This window comes from Bacillus sp. PAMC28748, assembly GCF_014250415.1.
In the GTDB taxonomy this organism is placed as follows: Bacteria; Bacillota; Bacilli; order Bacillales; family Bacillaceae; genus Bacillus; species Bacillus licheniformis.
The window spans coordinates 3,518,680-3,535,951 of record NZ_CP060192.1; the positions used below are offsets into that span (position 1 = coordinate 3,518,680).

Annotated in this window: 19 protein-coding genes; 5 read left to right on the plus strand and 14 right to left on the minus strand. The window is 45.5% G+C overall.

The window, feature by feature from the left end:
- Nucleotides 1-42: 42 nt before the first annotated feature.
- Nucleotides 43-549 (minus strand): PTS sugar transporter subunit IIA, encoded by a 507-nt coding sequence (locus H7F26_RS18055; protein WP_003182879.1) that lies wholly within the window; start codon nt 547-549, stop codon nt 43-45.
- Nucleotides 550-724: 175 nt separating this feature from the next.
- Here H7F26_RS18055 and H7F26_RS18060 point away from each other — a divergent pair, with 175 nt between their 5' ends.
- The gene (locus H7F26_RS18060; RefSeq protein WP_003182880.1) at nt 725-1,144 is read left to right on the plus strand and encodes an Hsp20/alpha crystallin family protein; all 420 of its coding nucleotides are present in this window, start codon (nt 725-727) and stop codon (nt 1,142-1,144) included.
- 18 nt (nt 1,145-1,162) lie between these two features.
- Here the strand turns inward: H7F26_RS18060 and H7F26_RS18065 are convergent, their stop codons facing one another.
- Complete coding sequence (locus H7F26_RS18065; protein ID WP_017473947.1) at nt 1,163-1,606, minus strand: YppG family protein; 444 nt, start codon at nt 1,604-1,606, stop codon at nt 1,163-1,165.
- A 179-nt stretch (nt 1,607-1,785) separates the two neighbouring features.
- Here H7F26_RS18065 and H7F26_RS18070 point away from each other — a divergent pair, with 179 nt between their 5' ends.
- Nucleotides 1,786-1,986, plus strand: a complete 201-nt coding sequence (locus H7F26_RS18070; RefSeq protein WP_011198064.1) for a YppF family protein — start codon at nt 1,786-1,788, stop codon at nt 1,984-1,986.
- A gap of 48 nt (nt 1,987-2,034) precedes the next feature.
- On the opposite strand, the gene H7F26_RS18075 is transcribed toward H7F26_RS18070, so the two are convergent.
- The 3 genes from H7F26_RS18075 to H7F26_RS18085 all read right to left on the minus strand — a co-directional run bounded on the left by H7F26_RS18075 (nt 2,035) and on the right by H7F26_RS18085 (nt 4,223).
- Complete coding sequence (locus H7F26_RS18075; RefSeq protein ID WP_016886315.1) at nt 2,035-3,465, minus strand: IS1182 family transposase; 1,431 nt, start codon at nt 3,463-3,465, stop codon at nt 2,035-2,037.
- A 101-nt stretch (nt 3,466-3,566) separates the two neighbouring features.
- Complete coding sequence (locus H7F26_RS18080) at nt 3,567-3,938, minus strand: YppE family protein (RefSeq protein WP_003182887.1); 372 nt, start codon at nt 3,936-3,938, stop codon at nt 3,567-3,569.
- Nucleotides 3,939-3,995: 57 nt separating this feature from the next.
- Nucleotides 3,996-4,223 carry a YppD family protein gene (locus H7F26_RS18085; RefSeq protein ID WP_003182890.1) on the minus strand — a complete coding sequence of 76 codons (228 nt, stop codon included), beginning with the start codon at nt 4,221-4,223 and terminating at the stop codon, nt 3,996-3,998.
- A gap of 199 nt (nt 4,224-4,422) precedes the next feature.
- Between H7F26_RS18085 and sspM the strand changes: the two genes are divergently transcribed.
- Nucleotides 4,423-4,527, plus strand: coding sequence for an acid-soluble spore protein SspM (gene sspM, locus H7F26_RS18090; protein ID WP_009328007.1), 105 nt, complete (start codon nt 4,423-4,425; stop codon nt 4,525-4,527).
- Nucleotides 4,528-4,559: 32 nt separating this feature from the next.
- On the opposite strand, the gene H7F26_RS18095 is transcribed toward sspM, so the two are convergent.
- Nucleotides 4,560-5,519, minus strand: a complete 960-nt coding sequence (locus H7F26_RS18095; protein WP_003182894.1) for a DUF2515 domain-containing protein — start codon at nt 5,517-5,519, stop codon at nt 4,560-4,562.
- A gap of 53 nt (nt 5,520-5,572) precedes the next feature.
- On the opposite strand from H7F26_RS18095, the gene recU reads away from it, so the two are divergent.
- Both recU and H7F26_RS18105 read left to right on the plus strand, forming a co-directional pair.
- Nucleotides 5,573-6,169 carry a Holliday junction resolvase RecU gene (recU, locus tag H7F26_RS18100; protein WP_003182896.1) on the plus strand — a complete coding sequence of 199 codons (597 nt, stop codon included), beginning with the start codon at nt 5,573-5,575 and terminating at the stop codon, nt 6,167-6,169.
- A 57-nt stretch (nt 6,170-6,226) separates the two neighbouring features.
- The gene (locus tag H7F26_RS18105; protein ID WP_017473945.1) at nt 6,227-8,914 is read left to right on the plus strand and encodes a penicillin-binding protein 1A; all 2,688 of its coding nucleotides are present in this window, start codon (nt 6,227-6,229) and stop codon (nt 8,912-8,914) included.
- A gap of 20 nt (nt 8,915-8,934) precedes the next feature.
- Here the strand turns inward: H7F26_RS18105 and H7F26_RS18110 are convergent, their stop codons facing one another.
- From H7F26_RS18110 to dinG, 8 genes are all read right to left on the minus strand, one after another.
- Nucleotides 8,935-9,438, minus strand: coding sequence for a YpoC family protein (locus H7F26_RS18110; RefSeq protein ID WP_003182901.1), 504 nt, complete (start codon nt 9,436-9,438; stop codon nt 8,935-8,937).
- Nucleotides 9,435-10,097, minus strand: a complete 663-nt coding sequence (gene nth / locus H7F26_RS18115) for an endonuclease III (protein ID WP_003182903.1) — start codon at nt 10,095-10,097, stop codon at nt 9,435-9,437. Before nth ends, H7F26_RS18110 begins: the two co-directional genes overlap by 4 nt.
- A gap of 16 nt (nt 10,098-10,113) precedes the next feature.
- A complete protein-coding gene (locus H7F26_RS18120; protein WP_003182905.1) occupies nt 10,114-10,812 on the minus strand; it encodes a DnaD domain-containing protein in 699 nt (232 codons plus the stop codon).
- Nucleotides 10,813-10,886: 74 nt separating this feature from the next.
- Nucleotides 10,887-12,179 carry an asparagine--tRNA ligase gene (gene asnS / locus H7F26_RS18125; RefSeq protein ID WP_003182907.1) on the minus strand — a complete coding sequence of 431 codons (1,293 nt, stop codon included), beginning with the start codon at nt 12,177-12,179 and terminating at the stop codon, nt 10,887-10,889.
- Nucleotides 12,180-12,328: 149 nt separating this feature from the next.
- Entirely contained in the window at nt 12,329-13,513 is a 1,185-nt protein-coding gene (locus H7F26_RS18130; RefSeq protein ID WP_003182909.1) for a pyridoxal phosphate-dependent aminotransferase, read from the minus strand.
- Nucleotides 13,514-13,534: 21 nt separating this feature from the next.
- Nucleotides 13,535-14,020: a cell wall elongation/penicillin-binding protein regulator TseB gene (tseB, locus tag H7F26_RS18135; RefSeq protein WP_003182911.1), complete on the minus strand. Its 486-nt coding sequence runs from the start codon at nt 14,018-14,020 to the stop codon at nt 13,535-13,537.
- Between the two features lie 9 nt (nt 14,021-14,029).
- On the minus strand, nt 14,030-14,200 hold the full coding sequence (locus tag H7F26_RS18140; protein WP_003182913.1) for a YpmA family protein: 171 nt from the start codon (nt 14,198-14,200) through the stop codon (nt 14,030-14,032).
- Between the two features lie 152 nt (nt 14,201-14,352).
- Nucleotides 14,353-17,145 (minus strand): ATP-dependent DNA helicase DinG, encoded by a 2,793-nt coding sequence (dinG, locus tag H7F26_RS18145; RefSeq protein ID WP_017473944.1) that lies wholly within the window; start codon nt 17,143-17,145, stop codon nt 14,353-14,355.
- Nucleotides 17,146-17,272: the final 127 nt, after the last annotated feature.

The following is a 17,272-nucleotide window of genomic DNA, read 5'->3' on the forward strand; positions in this document are numbered from 1 at the left end:
GACAAAATGAAAAAGCAGAGAAGCGCTCTCTGCTTTTTTCTTTTACTTTACTTTAAGCTCCATGAGCTTTGTCTCGCTTTTTTTCGCTGCTGCCTCTTCATGTTTTGTAACGCGTTCCAACACATCGCCGTTCATAATGACGATCGGCGTAATTGTGCTGCTCGCTTTTTCCTTGATCAGTTCCAAATCGCATGTTATTAAAGGATCGCCGACTTTTACTTTGTCTCCTTCTTTGACATGGGCTGTGAAACCTTCGCCTTCCATTGCTACGGTTTCCAGACCGATGTGAATCAAGAGCTCCACGCCGGACAATGAACGAATGCCGATGGCGTGTTTTGTGTGGAACAGCTGGATCACTTCCCCGTCGACAGGCGATACGATCTCGCCCGCTGAAGGCTCGACAGCCATTCCGTCACCCATCATCTTTTGAGAGAAAACGGGGTCAGGAACTTTTGAAAGTTCCAAAACTTGTCCGTCAACCGGTGAAAAAACGGTTTCTTCTTTCACTTCATCTTGTTTTTGACCAATACCGAATAATTTTTTCAGCAATACAGTGGGCTCCTTTCAAAATGCCTCTTTATGATGGCTATTAAAAGAGGAACAGGTTAAATACCAAATCGTTGGATTCCCCACTATTTAACCACACTTTCAAATTCCCATCAATGAATAACCATATGAAGAGCCCCTGCATAAGCTGAAAATAAAAAATCGAGGGTGATGAAGAATGGATTTTAAGGAAAACGACAATCACTCGCTCAGCAAAAAGGACGAAATTCAAGAAGCTGTTGAACAGTTGTTTTACAACTCGCCTTTCCACGATATTTTAAATTCATTCCAAAAACTCATATCAGACCAGCTTCAGAATTCCACGATTTCCATGAATATCAGAGAGGATGATGGGGCGCTTTACGTCGATATCGCCGTTCCTGAATCGTTTCAAAATGGAGATATTATGATTGAAGCGAAATCACGGTATCTTCATATCGCCTTGAAGGAGAAACAAGAAAGCGGCGGTTCTTCATCATTTACAAGCCTGTCCAGAACCGTTCTGCTCCCATACCCTGTCCGTGAAGAAACAATGAAGACGTCGTGGAACCGAAATGTCCTCACGGTCTCATTTTCGGAGCAAAAAAAGCATGAATGACCTTCATCCATGCTTTTTTTATTTGAAGAATCCCATAAACCCTTTGGCAAGCGCTCCGACCTGATTGACCGTGCTCACCATCTGGCCTGCGGTGTCCATCATTTTGCTGAAATCAATCTGCCCGTTCTTTTTTTTGAATTGCGACAGAAAGCTTTGAAACTGTGACGGCTGATGGAGATTAGGCCGCGGCGAAGGGTATGGATGCTGATAAGGAAATCCCTGAAACGGCGGAAGCGGCTGCATTTGCTGCTGAACAGGCTGATGATAGACTGAAAACGGGTCCAAATTCTGCTCAATCGGCTGCTGATATGGCTGCGGCCGCTGTGCAGGATGGGCGTACGGAACGGTTTCCTGGCTGAAGTACGGCTGAACGGGATGATAGGCCTGATGGTTTTGCTGATAGGCTTGAATATGCGCACCAGGGCCGGAATAAGGATATACGGCGGATCTCCTCTCTTCCATCTTTCCTCTCCTCCTATAGCCCTTTTTTATAAGTGTATGATATAGAGGCATTTCTCGTTCCAAAGGTTCTGTCACAAGTTTGTCAAAAAGTGTCGAAAATTTTAATATTTGAAAAACAGAAAAAAGTCGAATTGTTATGGTACTATATTATTAATATAAAAGGAGAGGGGATGCACCATATGAACGTATCATACTTAAGAAATTGTTTTGCCGAGATGAAACAGTATGAGACAGACTGCATGAACAAACTGATGGATTTCGCTAAGTTTTTGTATATCCAGGGACATCTGACATTAAACGAATTTCGCACAAGTATGAAAGTTCTTGAAGCGAATGGCGCACAGCACCCTGCTTATGATATGAATACGGACGCCAGCTAAATAAACAGCCCTCATAAAAAGAGAAGACCGGGATTAGGCCCGGTCTTCTCAGACCGTTGACAAAACAGGTCGGATTTTAAAAATCCGACCTGTTTTTGTCCATTTTATTCTATTATTTCGATCAGAAGGCTGGCGGTTAGGACCTTTCCAGGTCCAATTCGCCAGCTTTTTCAGATTCATGGCAGCGAAAACAAGCATCGCCTGCATGGACAATTTTTTCTTTCCCCGTAAGGTTGTCCAGCGCAAGCCATGCTTATGTTTTAAATCGGCAAAAACTCGTTCGATCGTCTCTTTACGTTTGGCATAGATTTGTTTATTCTCTTCCGTATGCCGAAGATGATCAGCTTCGTCTAAATGATCCTGCCAGATATGTCTGTGAATCATCTTTCGATGATCTCTACTTTCTGTACACGTATGTAGTAATGGACATTGTTTACATCGATTTGGATCTGAAGCATACTCTCGATAACCTTGCCGATTGGTTGTGCGATAGGAGAGAATATGGTCTTGCGGGCAGATATAGACATCATAAAATTCATCGTAAACATACTCGTGTTTTCTCATGAATCCTTTTTTGGTTTGCGGACGCGTGTAAGGCATAACAGGGCGAACGTTTTCTTCATGAAGAAATTTTGCGATAACCGGTGTTTTGTATCCGGCATCAACTGCGACCGTATGAGGCTTGGCGACGCGCTCTTTCACTTGTTGAAACAGGGTCGTGAACACTTGGCTGTCATGAATATTGGCAGGCTCAACAACCGTCCCCAGCACAAATCCGTTCCGGTCACAAGCTGTATGAAAACCATAAGCAAAAAGGCGTTCCCGTTCACCCTTTACAAAATAGCCGCTCTCAGGATCTGTTGTACTTTCTTTTATTTCTCGTTCTTCTGAGCATTGCCTGGGCTTTAAGGGCTTTTTGCCGTTGGCTTCGCGATCGGCATTAATTTCTTGATCTAACTGTTCCTGATAAGCTCTTGTTTCTTTTCTTACGATCTTTTTCACAAACTTTTTCTTATTGGCATTCGCTTTGACATGTGTGCTGTCGATGAAGGCAACCGAAGGATCGACGAGGCCGAGATCCATGGCCTGACGTAAAATCCTATAGAAGATTGTTTCAAATAGGTCTGTGTCATGAAAGCGACGTTCATAGTTTTTACTGAAGGTTGAAAAGTGAGGGATTTTTTCAGAGAATCCATATCCAATAAACCAGCGATAGGCTACATCAGTTTCGATTCGCTTAATGGTTTCGCGCATGGAGCGATGACCAAACACGTATTGAATGAGCACCATTTTAATCAGTACAACAGGATCAATACTTGGACGCCCTTTTGAAGAATAAAGAGGGGCAACTTTTTGATAAATAAATGAAAAATCAATGGCTTCTTCCATCTTCCTGACCAAATGGTCTTCAGGTACAAGCTCACTTAAGGCAACGACTTCAAGCTGTTCACGCTGATCTTTAGAGTGTTTGGTCAACATGGTAAAACCTCCAAAATTAGATTCACACACATTTTAACAAAAAAAGCTTGTCGATCAAGCCACTTTTTTGTGACTTTGTCGACAAGCTGAGAAGACCGGGATTAGGCCCGGTCTTCTTTTAATATATCGTCTTCTACGTTTTTGAGCGTGTAGAGGACGGATTCCGTCAGATCTTTAAAGCGTTTTTTATGAATTTTGCAGAAATAGGACTGCATGAAAATTTCATTCGCATTTTCCTCAACCGAGTTGAGCTGTTCTTCGTAAATGTATTTTGGCCGATTGGCCTTGATATAAGACAGGCTTTCCGCCAGCCAGCTCTTCACTGTTTGTTCGAACCTCTCGACAGAAGGTTTGACAACCTCGAAAAAATCGTATTCCGTCCCTTCCTCTTTTCCCTTTCTATATCGTTCTTCCGCTTCTTTTACAAGGCGGATTAAATCCTGTGTCTGTATAAGAAGAGATTGTGTATCCAATTTTTTCACCTCGGGTTTATCGTACCAAAGGAAGACGGCCGTTACAACGAATCCGGCTTAAGCCGTCTCTACCCCGGGCTCCACTCCCATTAACGTGCTGTTTAAACATGAGCTGAGTTCTGCCAGCTCTTTTTCAATCAGATCGAGCCGTTCGTTCCAGGCAGACTGCTTTTCCTGCTCCGTCCGGCGTACGGCTTCTGTCAAAGCCTTCTCCGCAGACGACATGTCTGATTCCGTTTCCAAAAGCATTTGAAGGACCGAGTCTTTGCTTGCAAATCCGTTCATTTGCTTCCCTCCTTTTTGATGGCCTTCTATGCATTCTCCCTTATGCGCACTCTCTCCTCCACAGCTGACAAAACTAGAAGCAAACCGCCAAAGAAACTCATTTTCCAGCCAAACGCGCCGCTTTCGACAAGTGATCTTGCGAAAAATGGTATGATCAGCGCTTTTTTGCAAAATCTAAAAAGGTAAGGAGGTGCCCGCTGTGGAAAACAATAAAAAGAAATCACCTGCGAAAACAAAACCAGATGCTAAACAAACAGACACACTGGATAAGAAATTAGGCGGACCTAACCGCCCGTCTACTTAAAAAGCAAGGAGAACCCTTGCTTTTTTCTGTTTTCACCTCTTATTCAGCCAATGCTCCAGCGAAAACAATGCCTGCAGCTGCCTTCTTTTTTGAAAATACCAATCGGTGATTTCGATCGTTTTCGGCAGTTTTTCATCTTTGAACATCGCCTCCCTCTTTCCTCCGCGAAACCAATCGCATTTTAATCCGTCTAATGAATGGGCAACAACGGGATAACACGTTCTCAAAAACGGCGAGGTTCTGATTTTAACCCCTGCCCAGCGCTCCATATCAAAGCGCGACCCGGTATGCGGAACACATGATGTAAAATGAAAAAAACCGGGGAAAAGCTCAGGCGAAAACAGCAGCTCGCTTAATTGCTTGCCGAGCTTGATCCTTTCCTTTAAACTGGTGAAGCGTTTGACAGACACACCGTAAAAAACGCCTTCAACCGTCGGGAAAATGACCGTGTTGAAGTGAAACCATTCACACAGCTGAAAAGGAATCGTCTGAAAAACATTCTTTTTAAACAAAGGATTTTGTATAATAGGAGTTTGGATAGTGTTTTGTTCATTTATAATGAGAGCGTACATGAGCCGCTTTTGATCGCGCTCATGCCAGAACCGCTCCCACTCCGTTTTCATAAATGAAGACACGCCAAATGAGGAGAGCAAATGAAACAGCGGCTGGCCAAGCTGCTTGGACCAATGGTATAGCAGGAGCTGCGGATAGGCGTCTGAAAAGATCAGCCAGTTCGCTCTCTCATACGCTAAAAACAGCCATTTCTGCTGAAAAGCCGTAAGTCCGAGCTCGAATAAGCGCCCTTTTAAATCGGTCATCGACCAGCCGGCATTCCGGGAAACAAATGAAGCCAAAAGCGACCACTTGATTTCAGGATGGCGGTCAAAGTAGCGTTTGTAGGCATTTGTCCGTGAGATATTGTCCTTGTTCAGTTTTGCGGTCAGCTCTTGAATGCGGCTCGTCAGCTCCGCCGCGGAAAAAGTGTTGTGCAAGATCAGCCACTTCCGTTAGTATCCAGATTTTTTGTAAAAGGAGGATGAAGAAAGTGATTCGTTACCCGAACGGCAAATCCTATCAGCCGAAAACAGCTGCCTCATCCTTGCAAAAGAAGCCGTCGTATTCCAATCGCGGCATGACCCTCGAAGATGACCTGAATGAAACGAATATGTATTATCAATCTCATTCGATTGCGGTCATCCATAAAAAACCGACACCTGTACAGATTGTCCAGGTCGATTATCCGAAGCGAAGCGCTGCGGTTATCAAAGAAGCATATTTCAAGCAGTCGTCAACTACTGATTATAATGGGGTTTATAAAGGCCGCTACATCGATTTTGAAGCGAAAGAAACAAAGAGCCGAACCTCGTTCCCGCTTCAGAATTTCCACGATCATCAGATCGAGCATATGAAGCAGGTTGTGGCGCAAGACGGCATTTGTTTTGTTATCATATCCGCTTTTGAAGAAATTTATTTTTTGGAAGCAGAAAAATTATTTTATTTCTGGGAGCGGAAAAAGCAAAACGGCAGAAAATCGATCCGAAAAGACGAGCTTCAGGAAGCCGCTCACCCCATTTCACTTGGATACTCGCCAAGAATTGATTATATTAAGATTATTGATCAGTTGTATTTTTCGCCATCATAAATTATGATTTTAAAGTCATGTGAGCGGAAAGGTTTAACTACGAAAGGTTGAGATGTTATGTCAGATCAATTTAACAGCCGCCAGGAACGGCGAAAAGCCCAGCAGGGCAAAAGCAGGTCTAATACTCATTCTAAACCCAAGAAAAAGAAAAAAGCAGGATTGTTTAAGAAAATTCTTTTATCCATTTTAATCATCGGTGTTATCGGCTTGATTGCCGGGGGCGTCACTTTTGCGGTGATGGTAGCGGACTCGCCGTCCCTTGATGAAGCAAAACTGAAGACACCGTACTCTTCTACCATCTATGACAAAAACGGAAAAGAAATCGCCGAAATCGGTTCGGAAAAACGGACGTACGTGTCGATTAAAGACATCCCGGATTCCGTCAAAAACGCATTTCTTGCAACGGAAGACGCCCGTTTCTATGACCACCACGGCGTCGACCCGATCCGGATCGGAGGAGCGCTTCTGGCAAACTTCGAAGGCGGATTTGGTTCTGAAGGCGGAAGTACGATCACACAGCAGGTCGTCAAAAACTCCCTTCTGTCACATGAAAAAACGCTGAAACGGAAAGTCCAGGAAGTCTGGCTGTCTTTCCAGCTGGAAAGAAAATACTCAAAAGACGAAATTCTTGAAATGTATTTAAATCGGATTTACTTCTCGCCGCAGGCCTACGGTGTCGGAAAAGCGGCTGAGCAGTTCTACGGGGTTACAGATCTAAACGACTTAACGGTCGAGCAGGCCGCAACGCTTGCCGGCATGCCGCAAAGCCCGAATAACTACAACCCGATCAAACATCCGGAAAAAGCCGAGAAACGGCGCAATGTCGTGCTGAGCCTGATGAATAAACACGGCTTTATCTCTGACGCAGAGTACAACAAAGCGAAAAAAGTAGCCGTCACAAAAGGCCTTGTATCTCCGAAAGAGTACGCAAAAACAACGTCCAACAAATACAGCGCGTTTATCGAGCAGGCCGTCGCCGAAGTGAAAGAAAAAGCGAACGTCACTCCGGGAACGGACGGACTGAAGATTTACACGACGATTGATACAGACGCACAGGATTATGTGGATCAGCTGATGGACGGCGATTCTATTCAGTATACCGAAAAAATGCAGGCCGGCCTCACCCTGCTCGATACGAAAACCGGAGAGATCCGCGCGCTCGGCGGCGGACGCGACCGGAAAGCAGGCGACTTTAACTATGCAGTAGATACTAAACGTCAACCCGGTTCAACGATTAAGCCAATCCTTGACTACGGCCCTGTCATTGAGAACAAGAAATGGTCGACGTATGAACAGATTAAAGATGAAGCATACACGTATTCAACTGGAGATCCGATTAACAACTATGACAGAAGCTACAGAGGCTGGATATCGATGAGAGAGGCGCTGGTCGATTCTCGAAACATCCCGGCTTTAAAAGCGTTCCAGGCAGCCGGCAAAGACAATATTGTAAAATTTGCAGGCAACCTTGGCCTTAACATAAATTCAGATGACTTAGTGGAAGCTTATGCAATCGGCGGCTTCGGAAATGGTGTGTCGCCTCTGCAAATGGCCGGAGCGTACAGCGCCTTCGGCAACAACGGCTACTACAATGAGCCGCATACTGTTACCGCGGTGGAATTCAATGACGGCACTAAGCTTGATTTGACGCCTGAATCAAAGGCTGCCATGAGCGATTATACCGCATTTATGATAACGGATATGCTGAAAAGCGCTGTTCAGCGAGGAACAGGAACAGCGGCTCAAGTCCCCGGCGTCACTGTAGCAGGTAAAACGGGTACGACGAACTTTACCGAGGACGACATTAGAAAACACGGCATAAATCGAAACGGAGCGAGAGATTCATGGTTCGTCGGCTATACGCCGCAATATACCGCAGCGGTCTGGACCGGTAAAGAAGGCTTTAATTCGCTGAGCCAGAGCGAACAGCAAGTCGCCAAGCTCCTATTCAAAAAACTGATTGCCAAGGTGGACAACGGCAGCGGCTCATTTGAAAAGCCTGACAGCGTCGTTGAAGCGACCGTTCTAAAAGGCTCGAACCCGCCGGTGCTCGCCAGCAGCAACACGCCTAGCGATAAAAAAGTCACTGAGTACTTTGTAAAAGGCACACAGCCGACGACCGTTTCGAAAAAATATGAAGAAAAAGAAAATGCCGACAAGCCGTCAGGTTTGAGCGCAGAGTATGATGAAGCATCAAAGAGCATTAAGCTTTCATGGTCATATTCCGGAGACGGTGATGTATCCTTTAAAGTCAAACAGTCTGTTGACGGAGGCGGATACAGCGAAATTCAAAACAGCAGTGCGAAAGAAGCCGTCATACCGAATGCAAAAGAAGGATCCGTTTACAGATTCCAAGTCACTGCCGTTACCGAAGATGGTGAAAGCGACCCTGCTTCTGTAACGCTTAAAGTCAACGCGGCTGATGAGGATGAGTCAAAAACGGACGATGAAAAGAAAGACGATGACGAGAAGAAGCAGGATGCTGATGATGATCAGGACAAAGACAAACAAAATAACGGCAATTCAAATCAGCCGAATGATCAAAATCCAGGAAATTCCGATCAAAACAATCAAAATCCGGGAAATTCAGACCAAAACAACGGCAGAAAAGATGATGACGCCGATGATCAAGACAACGATCAAAATAAAGATAAAGATAAAGACAAAAACAAAAACCCGGATCAAGGCGCCAACACAGGTGATCAACAAACAAATTCCAACGGTCAATCAACCGGCACCAATTGATCAAAAAAGCCACTCACAATTTAGTGAGTGGCTTTTTTATGATTCATGGCAACATATTTATAAAATTGCTTTTTCATTTCCGTAAACAATTCGTCAAGCTGGATAAAACAATGGTACTGCGTCGGTTTCAGCAGGATGAACTCGAGCCGTTCCGTCCAGTTCATCGGCTTTGCTCCAAAATCCTTCCGGGTGATGATCTCCCAGTTGAGACTTTTGACAGGCTCCCCCATCGTCCAGTGAAGGCTTGCGATCAAGCAGCACACCCCGTTGAGCATGTCATCCTGGCTGCACCTTGATTTTCTCGTTTTAAAGACGGGCAGAAGCTTTTCTTTTGTGCGTTCCCATTCTGCAAACAGAAGCGGGACCCATTCTTCCGCATGCTCCCAAGGCTTGTCCTCTCCTGCGTCTTGAAAAAAATCATAGCAGAGCGGATTTTCAGAAAGTACCGCAAGCCTTTCGCCGGATTCCGGCCTTTTCTTCCGCAGCGTTTTTTCGTATTCGTCCAACAGTGAAACGCTTGTCACAGCAGCTTCACCAGCCCTTTTTTATATCGTTTTTGCCCTTCCCTGCACAGAGAAAACAACGGGCATTCTTCGCATTTCGGTCTTTGCGCCTTACAGTGATAGCGGCCGAAAAAAATCAAGCGGTGATGAGTGACGGACCACTCTGATTCAGGCACTTTTTTCATCAGCGTCTTTTCAACTTCCATGACCGAATCCTTCCATCTGCAAATGCCGAGCCTTTTTGAAACTCTTTCCACATGGGTGTCGACGGCAATGGCAGGAACGCCGAATGCCACGGAAACGACGACATTAGCGGTCTTTCTTCCGACACCCGGAAGTTTCACCAGCTCATCGCGGTCTCTCGGCACTTCACCTCCGTAGTCTTCCAGCAGCATTTTGCACAGCTTTTGAATATTTTTAGCTTTGTTGCGGTATAAGCCGATCGATTTGATGTCCTGCTGCAGCTCTTCAAGCGGAACTGCAAGATAATCTTCAGGTTTTTTGTATTTTTGGAAAAGCGTTTTCGTCACTTTATTGACAAGCGCGTCTGTGCACTGGGCCGATAAAGCGACAGCGATGACAAGTTCAAACGGATTGTCATGGACTAATTCGCACTCTGCATCCGGAAACATTTCACCGATTGTGTCTAAACAAAACTCGATCTGTTTTTTTGTTAGCATGTCTTCACCTTTCACTTTATTGTTCAAGCCAATTGTAAAAAGGAACCTGTCTTGTATACTCCTTTTGCTCATTTTGCCGCGGAGCAGTCTTCCGCCTGAATCTTTGGCTGTAGTTTACGGCTTGTTCGACTGTTGAAACGCCGTTTTTCTTCCACTCAAACAGAATCCGGTCAATGTAGCGGAAATTTAATTTTCCTGATATGACGGCTTCTTTGAGAGCTTGTTTGATCAGCTGTGCATCGTGATGATCCTGGTCAAGCCAGATGCTGAGCGTCTCGCATTCCAGCGGAGAAAGCGGTCGTGCAAACTCTTCTTCAAAGATTGTATAAAGGCTCTTCTGTTCGCCTTCATTCTGTTCGGCGAGTTTTTTCTGCTCGGCCATTTCTAAAAGCTCAAACAGCTTGCCCCAGAGAGGTTCGAGCGAATATTTTTCAAATTTAATGCCGTTCTGGTCTTCGCATTCTTCTATATAGATGAAGCCTTTTTGAATGAACATTCTCAGCATATTCATGCATTCTTCGGTTTCAATCGACATCGTCTTGCTTAATTCCTCCGGCGTCGGAAAAAAAGAACCTCTTTCAACATGCATTTTAATGTTTAAGAGCAGCATGAATTCTGTCTCGTTTAAGCCAAGCTCCCGATAGTTCATAAAGAGCAGATTCGGAATGGTGACAGCTCCCATATCCTGCATCTTAATAAAGTGCTGTTTTTTCATTCGATACACCTCTTACCTTCCAGTATATCATGGATGACTGTGAAAAAGTCTCCTGCAATCAGGAGACTTTTTTCTTAAGGATATAAGCGATTTAACAGTCTTGGGAACGGAATCGTTTCGCGGACGTGCGGAGAGCCGCAGATCCAGGCAACCGTCCGTTCAAGTCCGAGTCCGAACCCTGAATGCGGAACTGAGCCGTATTTTCTCAGCTCTGCATACCATTGATAAGCGTCCGATTCTAAACCGTGCTCTTTCAGGCGCGCTTCGAGAAGCTCGAGATCATGAATCCGTTCAGATCCGCCGATAATCTCGCCGTAGCCTTCAGGCGCAATCAAGTCAGCGCACAATACGACATCTTCCCTGTCAGGTGCAGGCTGCATATAAAACGGCTTTAATGATGTCGGATAGTGTGTAATAAATACCGGCTTGTCATAGCTTTCAGCAATCGCCGTTTCGTGAGGAGCGCCGAAGTCATCGCCCCATTCAATATCGTCAAAGCCTTTCTCTTTTAAGAACTGAATTGCTTCATCATACGTGATTCTTGGGAAAGGCGCTTTGATAAGCTCCAGCTTGGAAGTGTCTCTGCCGAGCGTATTCAGTTCTATTTTGCAGTTTTCAAGCACGCTTTGGACGATAAAAGAGACATAGTTCTCTTGAACTTCAAGGTTTTCATTGAATTCGACAAAAGCCATTTCCGGCTCGATCATCCAGAATTCGATCAGATGGCGCTTCGTTTTTGATTTCTCAGCTCTGAAAGTCGGTCCGAATGAAAAGACTTTTCCTAAAGCCATTGCAGCAGCTTCCATGTAAAGCTGGCCGCTTTGCGAAAGGTAGGCATCTTCGTCAAAATACTTTGTCGCAAAAAGCTCTGTCGTTCCTTCGGGTGCGCTTCCCGTCAAAATCGGAGGATCGACTTTAACAAAGCCTTCCTTATTGAAAAATTCGTATGTAGCGCGAATAATCTCGTTGCGGATTTTCATCGTTGCATGCTGCCGTTTTGAACGGAGCCACAAATGTCTGTGATCCATCAAAAATTCTGTTCCGTGTTCTTTAGGTGTAATCGGATAATCTGTCGCTTCATGGATGACTTCAAGCGACGTCACAGCAAGCTCGTAGCCGAGAGGCGAACGCTCGTCTTCTTTGACGACGCCTTTTACATATAATGATGTTTCCTGTGTTACAGACTTAGCGGTTTGAAATGTTTCTTCGTCCACTTCCGCTTTGACGACGACTCCTTGGATAAAGCCTGTCCCGTCTCTAAGCTGCAAAAACGCAATTTTGCCGCTTGAACGTTTGTTGGCGATCCAAGCGCCGATTGTTACTTCTTCACCAACATGCTTGTACACTTGGTTTATTGTTGTTTTCACTATCGTTTCCCTCCAAAACACGAAAGAATTCGGTCAAGCCCTCATTCTTTCTGACGTCCATAACGTATATTATACCTTTTTTAAATCGATCAGGTCAATGCAGGTTGTGTGCATGAAAAAAGCGTCCGCCTGCGGACGCTTTTTAATTTCTAGCGGCTGCGATTCACGACAAAGCGGCGGATGCGTTCAACCGCTTCTTCCAAAAGTGACAGGGATGTCGCATACGACAGACGGATGTTGTCCGGTGCGCCGAACCCTGAACCAGGAACGATCGCAACCTTTTCTTCTTCCAAAAGCGCTTCGGCGAATTCATCAACGCTTGAAAAGCCGCACGATTCTGCCGCTTTTTTTGCATTCGGGAACAAGTAGAAGGCTCCTTCAGGCTTCAGGCATGTTAATCCCGGAATGTCAACAAGCAGTTCATACACCTTGTTCAGCCGTTCTTCAAAAGCTTTTCTCATCTCCTCAACAGGCTCGTTTGGCCCATTGTAAGCGGCAATGGCTCCATATTGAGCGACAGATGTCGGATTTGACGTGCTGTGGCTGGCTAGGTTCGTCATCGCTTTAATGATCGGTTCGCTGCCTGCTGCATAACCGATTCTCCAGCCGGTCATGCTGTGTGACTTGGAAACCCCGTTGATGATCACGGTTTGGTTTTTAAGTTCTGGAGAAAGCTGTGCAATGGATACATGTTTTTTTCCGCCGTAAATCAGCTTTTCATATATTTCATCAGATACGATTAAAACGTTGCGTCGAAGGCATACTTCACCGAGAGCTTTGAGCTCTTCTTCCGTATACATCATCCCTGTCGGATTGCTTGGGGAATTGATGATCACAGCCTTCGTTTTTTCTGTGACGGCTTTTTCGAGCTGCTCCGGAGAAATCTTGAAGCTGTTTTCCTCAAGGCCTTCCACAAACACAGGTTTGCCGCCTGCAAGCTTGACTTGTTCAGGATAGCTGACCCAGTACGGAGTCGGAATAATCACTTCGTCCCCTTCGTCGAGGAGCACTTGAAATAGGGTGTAAAGAGCATGCTTTGCACCTGTGCACACAATAACTTCCGATTGGCTGTATTCAATTCCCTGATCGCGCTTGAATTTATCGCGGATGCTGTCTTTCAGCGCCGCAAGACCGCCGGAAGGCGTGTATTTGGTATGTCCTTCGTTCATCGAACGGACAGCCGCTTCAATGATGTGCTCAGGCGTATTAAAATCCGGCTCACCTGCCCCAAGACCGATGACGTCGTGCCCTGCCGCTTTTAATTCTTTTGCTTTTGCAGTGATTGCCAATGTTGCAGATGGTGTTAACGCTGATACTCTTTTAGCTAGATTCAACTCGATTTCCCCCTGTTTCGTCTAAGGCGTAATATTTTTGTGAATTTTTCCGTTTATAAAGTCCACATAGCTTAAACTGTACTGCCCATCTTTATTTAAGTATGTAACTTCCCACAATAGAACATTGCCTTCCCTTGCAAGGTGCACCTCTTTAAGCTCAGACATCAGGCCCTCATCCTGAACAGCTTTTGCAGCCTGGCGGCCGGTAATGCCGGCTGATGCTTTTTTGTAAAGCGTTTTCTGCTTTTTGTCAGCAGGCACCCAAACATACATTTTGTCGCCTTTTTTGTCTGCCCCTGTAACAATGTACTGCTTTTCTTTACCGACAAACGTCTCCACGCTGTCAACTTGTTTTAAGCCGGCTTCCTGCCTGGCTGTTTCGGCAGCCTGCTCGTGGCCGTTTTCTTTCTGATCCATTGCCGTACGGTAGACATTCGCTCCCGCAAGAAGTGCTGTTAAAAAGATAATACCAAATATCAGTATGAAAATTAATGTTTTTTTGCCCATTTTCTGCTCCTAAGTACGATAAATCGTAAAAATGGCCTGTTTTTGGTCTTCTTCATCGAGAGCGAGGCCGAACATGAGATCATCGCGTTTGAGCGTACGGTTCAAAAGATCAACGATTTTATACAGGTCTTCTGAGTGCTCGACGCTTACAGTAGATAGAATTTCGATTTTGTTTTCCATTTTTCAAATACCTCCGAACGAAACAATAATTGTAATTCATACTCTTTGTAGCAAAAGCCATACTAGTTGTTACAACGGGATATCCGTTTAAATAAACAGCCTAAAAAATAAAACCTTAATCCACACCATTTAAGAGCCGCTTTATGCGGCTTTTAGCCGTTTTTCCCGGCTATGTAGGCTTCAAGCTCAAGGAAAGTAGGCTCCATGACTTTTGCAGGGGGCAGAGCCTTCATAAACACCGTGCCGTAGGAAGAGGTTCGGATGCGGCGGTCAAGAATAACTACCGTTCCGCTGTCTTTCTCTGAGCGGAGCAGCCTGCCGATTCCCTGCCTGAAGGCCAGGACAGCTTCCGGCAGAGATACCGCTTGAAACGGACTTTCTCCCCTTCTCTTTGCCCGGTCGCACTTTGCTGATTCAACCGGATGGTCAGGCGGTCTGAACGGAAGCCTTGCGATGATCAGCGTCGTCAGCTCATCACCCGGAAAGTCAACGCCCTCCCAAAAATGGTTCGTTCCGAGAAGAACCGCATGAGGATACGATTTAAACAACTTCATGACCTTAACGGGACTTCCGCCGGAAATCCCCTGTGCAAGGAGCTGGCAAGGAAAGTCTTCCTCATTTTTCAATGTATGGTAGACGTCTCGCAGCATATCATGAGACGTAAACAGGACGAGCACTTTGGCATCTTTCTGTTTTGCAAGCGCCTTGACGTAACGCGAGACATCCTGAATATAGTCTCCCGGATCGTTTTGAATCGGGCTGACATCCGTCGGAATCATGATATTCATATGTTTATCATAAGAAAAAGGCGACTCGATTTGCAAGGTCCTCGGATAGAAATCGCTTAAACCAAGCTTTTTGATCATATAGTCAAAAGAGTTCTCGACGACAAGCGTCCCCGATGTGAGGACAACGCTTTTTTTCTCGGTGAAAAACCGGTCGGCCAGAATTTCGCTTGTATCAAGCGGCTGAGCGTAAATAGCAGCGGCGTTTTTTGCGCCCTTCGCGTCAATTTCAATCCAGACGACCTCATCTTCAACAGGGTCAAACATCAAGCGGCAGAGCGTCTTTCGATATTCTTCAAGGTCGTTCATGCACGAATCGTATTCCTCTAACAAAAACGCCTGACGGCTTGTGAAAGAAGCCTGTTTTTCAGCGAGGCTTTTCTTTTGATCCATAAACAGCCGATGCATGTCATACAGCATGGAACACAGTCTTCGTGCGCCTTCTTCAAGCCTGCTCCATGCTCTGCTTTCACCGGTTTCGCCGATCTTATATAAGAGACGGTTTAGATCGTTTCTTGGTTTCCTCCTCTTGACAAAAGAATGAACAGCCGTAAAGAATAGATCGCTTTCTTCAAGAAGCTGAGCGAGCCATTCGTCCATTTGGAAAAAGGATTCTGATGAAATGCCTGCCGACCGGTAGAGCCGTTCGGCTTTTTTCAAAATACCCCTCTGCTTGAGGGTGCCGAGCCTCATCAATCTTTTGTGGAGAAAGACATAGTCTGCTCTAGCTCCATACTGCTCGCCCGCCGCGCGCTCAAAATGATGGGCTTCATCAATAATGAACATATCGGCATCTCCGGTATGGATTCGCTGATTGGTTTCGTCAGTCAACAGAAGCGCATGATTGGTAATGATCATATCAGCCTTCTGGGCCCTCGCTTTGGCTCTTTCATAAAAACACAATTTCCTCATGTTGCTGCTTTCTGCATATGAATGCGAATCATATGCTAGTCTGTCCCATAAAAGCTTTCCGCCTGACGGGAGATTAATTTCGGATAAATCGCCCGTTTCCGTGTCTGTCAGCCAGACGAGAATCTGCGCTTTTGCTAGGACGCTATCATAATTGTCATCATCTTCCTGTAAAATATGCTTGAACTTGCGAATGGATAAGTAATGGGAGCGGCCCTTTAAAACCGCGGCTTTTACCGGAAATGGAAAAATCTTTTCCAAAAGCGGGATATCGCGGTTTATCATTTGCTGCTGAAGCAATGTCGTATATGTGCTGATCACGACCGGTTTGCCTGTTTGCTTGGCGTGAATTGCAGCCGGCACGAGATATCCGAGCGATTTTCCGATTCCAGTAGCGGCTTCTATTAACGCATGCTCATGATTTTGAAAAGCGGTCCAGACCTCCCGCATCATTTTTGTCTGACCTTCTCTCTTGTCAAACCGGTCGTCCAATGAAGAAAGCCCGCCGTCTCTTTCCCAAATGAGCGGCTCTGTCTGCGGAACCCGGCTCTTATGGCCGGCCTCTTCATCCTCGACTTCAGGAGTCCTGATCACAAAAGAACCGACCTTCGTAAAGCCGGCCTCAAGTTCAGCATCGGCGCCTTTTTCAGCAATCAAGCCGTCAAAAAGCTCCTGCGCGTCGCTGATCAAATGCCAGGATAGACGTCTGATAGATTTCAAAACGGGAATCGGCAGCCTTTTCAGTCTGTCCATCATATGTAAAAAGATCAAAGCGGTCACTTCCGCATCGCTGTCAGCCCTGTGCGGGTTTTCATGGCGAATCTGAAGCTCTTCGCTCAGCTCTGTCAATTTATAGCCGTCAAAACCCGGAAAGACGATTCTCGAAAGCTCCACCGTATCGAGAACGCTGCATTCAATCTCACCAAAGCCGGCCAGCTGCAGCTCATGCTTGACAAAAGCAAGATCAAAATGAATGTTATGAGCGATAAAACAGCTGTCATGAAGCAGCTCAAAAATATCTTCGGCAATCGCCGAAAATGGTTCTTCATTTTCAACCATTTCATTCGAAATTCCCGTCAGCTGCTCAATAAAAGCGGGAATCGGCTGATTGGGATTCACATATTTGGAGAAACGTTCGGTTATCTGTCCATTTTCAATCACAACCGCTGCAATTTGAATGATTCTGTCGCCTTTTTTCGGCGAATTCCCTGTCGTTTCCACATCAATGACCACATATCGTTGATTGTTCATTCAATGGACACCTCAATTTCGATACCTTCGACAAAAGTGTAACACGTTTTAAAAAGGCGCGGGGGAAAAGCTTCAAAACCGGCTTCTTCTCTTTCGCTCTTTCCAAACGATATGAAAGCCCCCTAAA

Excerpts from the sequence above, each read along its gene's own strand:
- H7F26_RS18060 (WP_003182880.1), top strand. The coding sequence starts at position 725 with ATGGATTTTAAGGAAAACGACAATCACTCGCTCAGCAAAAAGGACGAA.
- H7F26_RS18065 (WP_017473947.1), bottom strand. The coding sequence starts at position 1,606 with ATGGAAGAGAGGAGATCCGCCGTATATCCTTATTCCGGCCCTGGTGCG.
- H7F26_RS18070 (WP_011198064.1), top strand. The coding sequence starts at position 1,786 with ATGAACGTATCATACTTAAGAAATTGTTTTGCCGAGATGAAACAGTAT.
- H7F26_RS18075 (WP_016886315.1), bottom strand. The coding sequence starts at position 3,465 with ATGTTGACCAAACACTCTAAAGATCAGCGTGAACAGCTTGAAGTCGTT.
- H7F26_RS18085 (WP_003182890.1), bottom strand. The coding sequence starts at position 4,223 with ATGAACGGATTTGCAAGCAAAGACTCGGTCCTTCAAATGCTTTTGGAA.
- H7F26_RS18105 (WP_017473945.1), top strand. The coding sequence starts at position 6,227 with ATGTCAGATCAATTTAACAGCCGCCAGGAACGGCGAAAAGCCCAGCAG.
- nth (WP_003182903.1), bottom strand. The coding sequence starts at position 10,097 with ATGCTAACAAAAAAACAGATCGAGTTTTGTTTAGACACAATCGGTGAA.
- H7F26_RS18120 (WP_003182905.1), bottom strand. The coding sequence starts at position 10,812 with ATGAAAAAACAGCACTTTATTAAGATGCAGGATATGGGAGCTGTCACC.
- tseB (WP_003182911.1), bottom strand. The coding sequence starts at position 14,020 with ATGGGCAAAAAAACATTAATTTTCATACTGATATTTGGTATTATCTTT.
- H7F26_RS18140 (WP_003182913.1), bottom strand. The coding sequence starts at position 14,200 with ATGGAAAACAAAATCGAAATTCTATCTACTGTAAGCGTCGAGCACTCA.
- dinG (WP_017473944.1), bottom strand. The coding sequence starts at position 17,145 with ATGAACAATCAACGATATGTGGTCATTGATGTGGAAACGACAGGGAAT.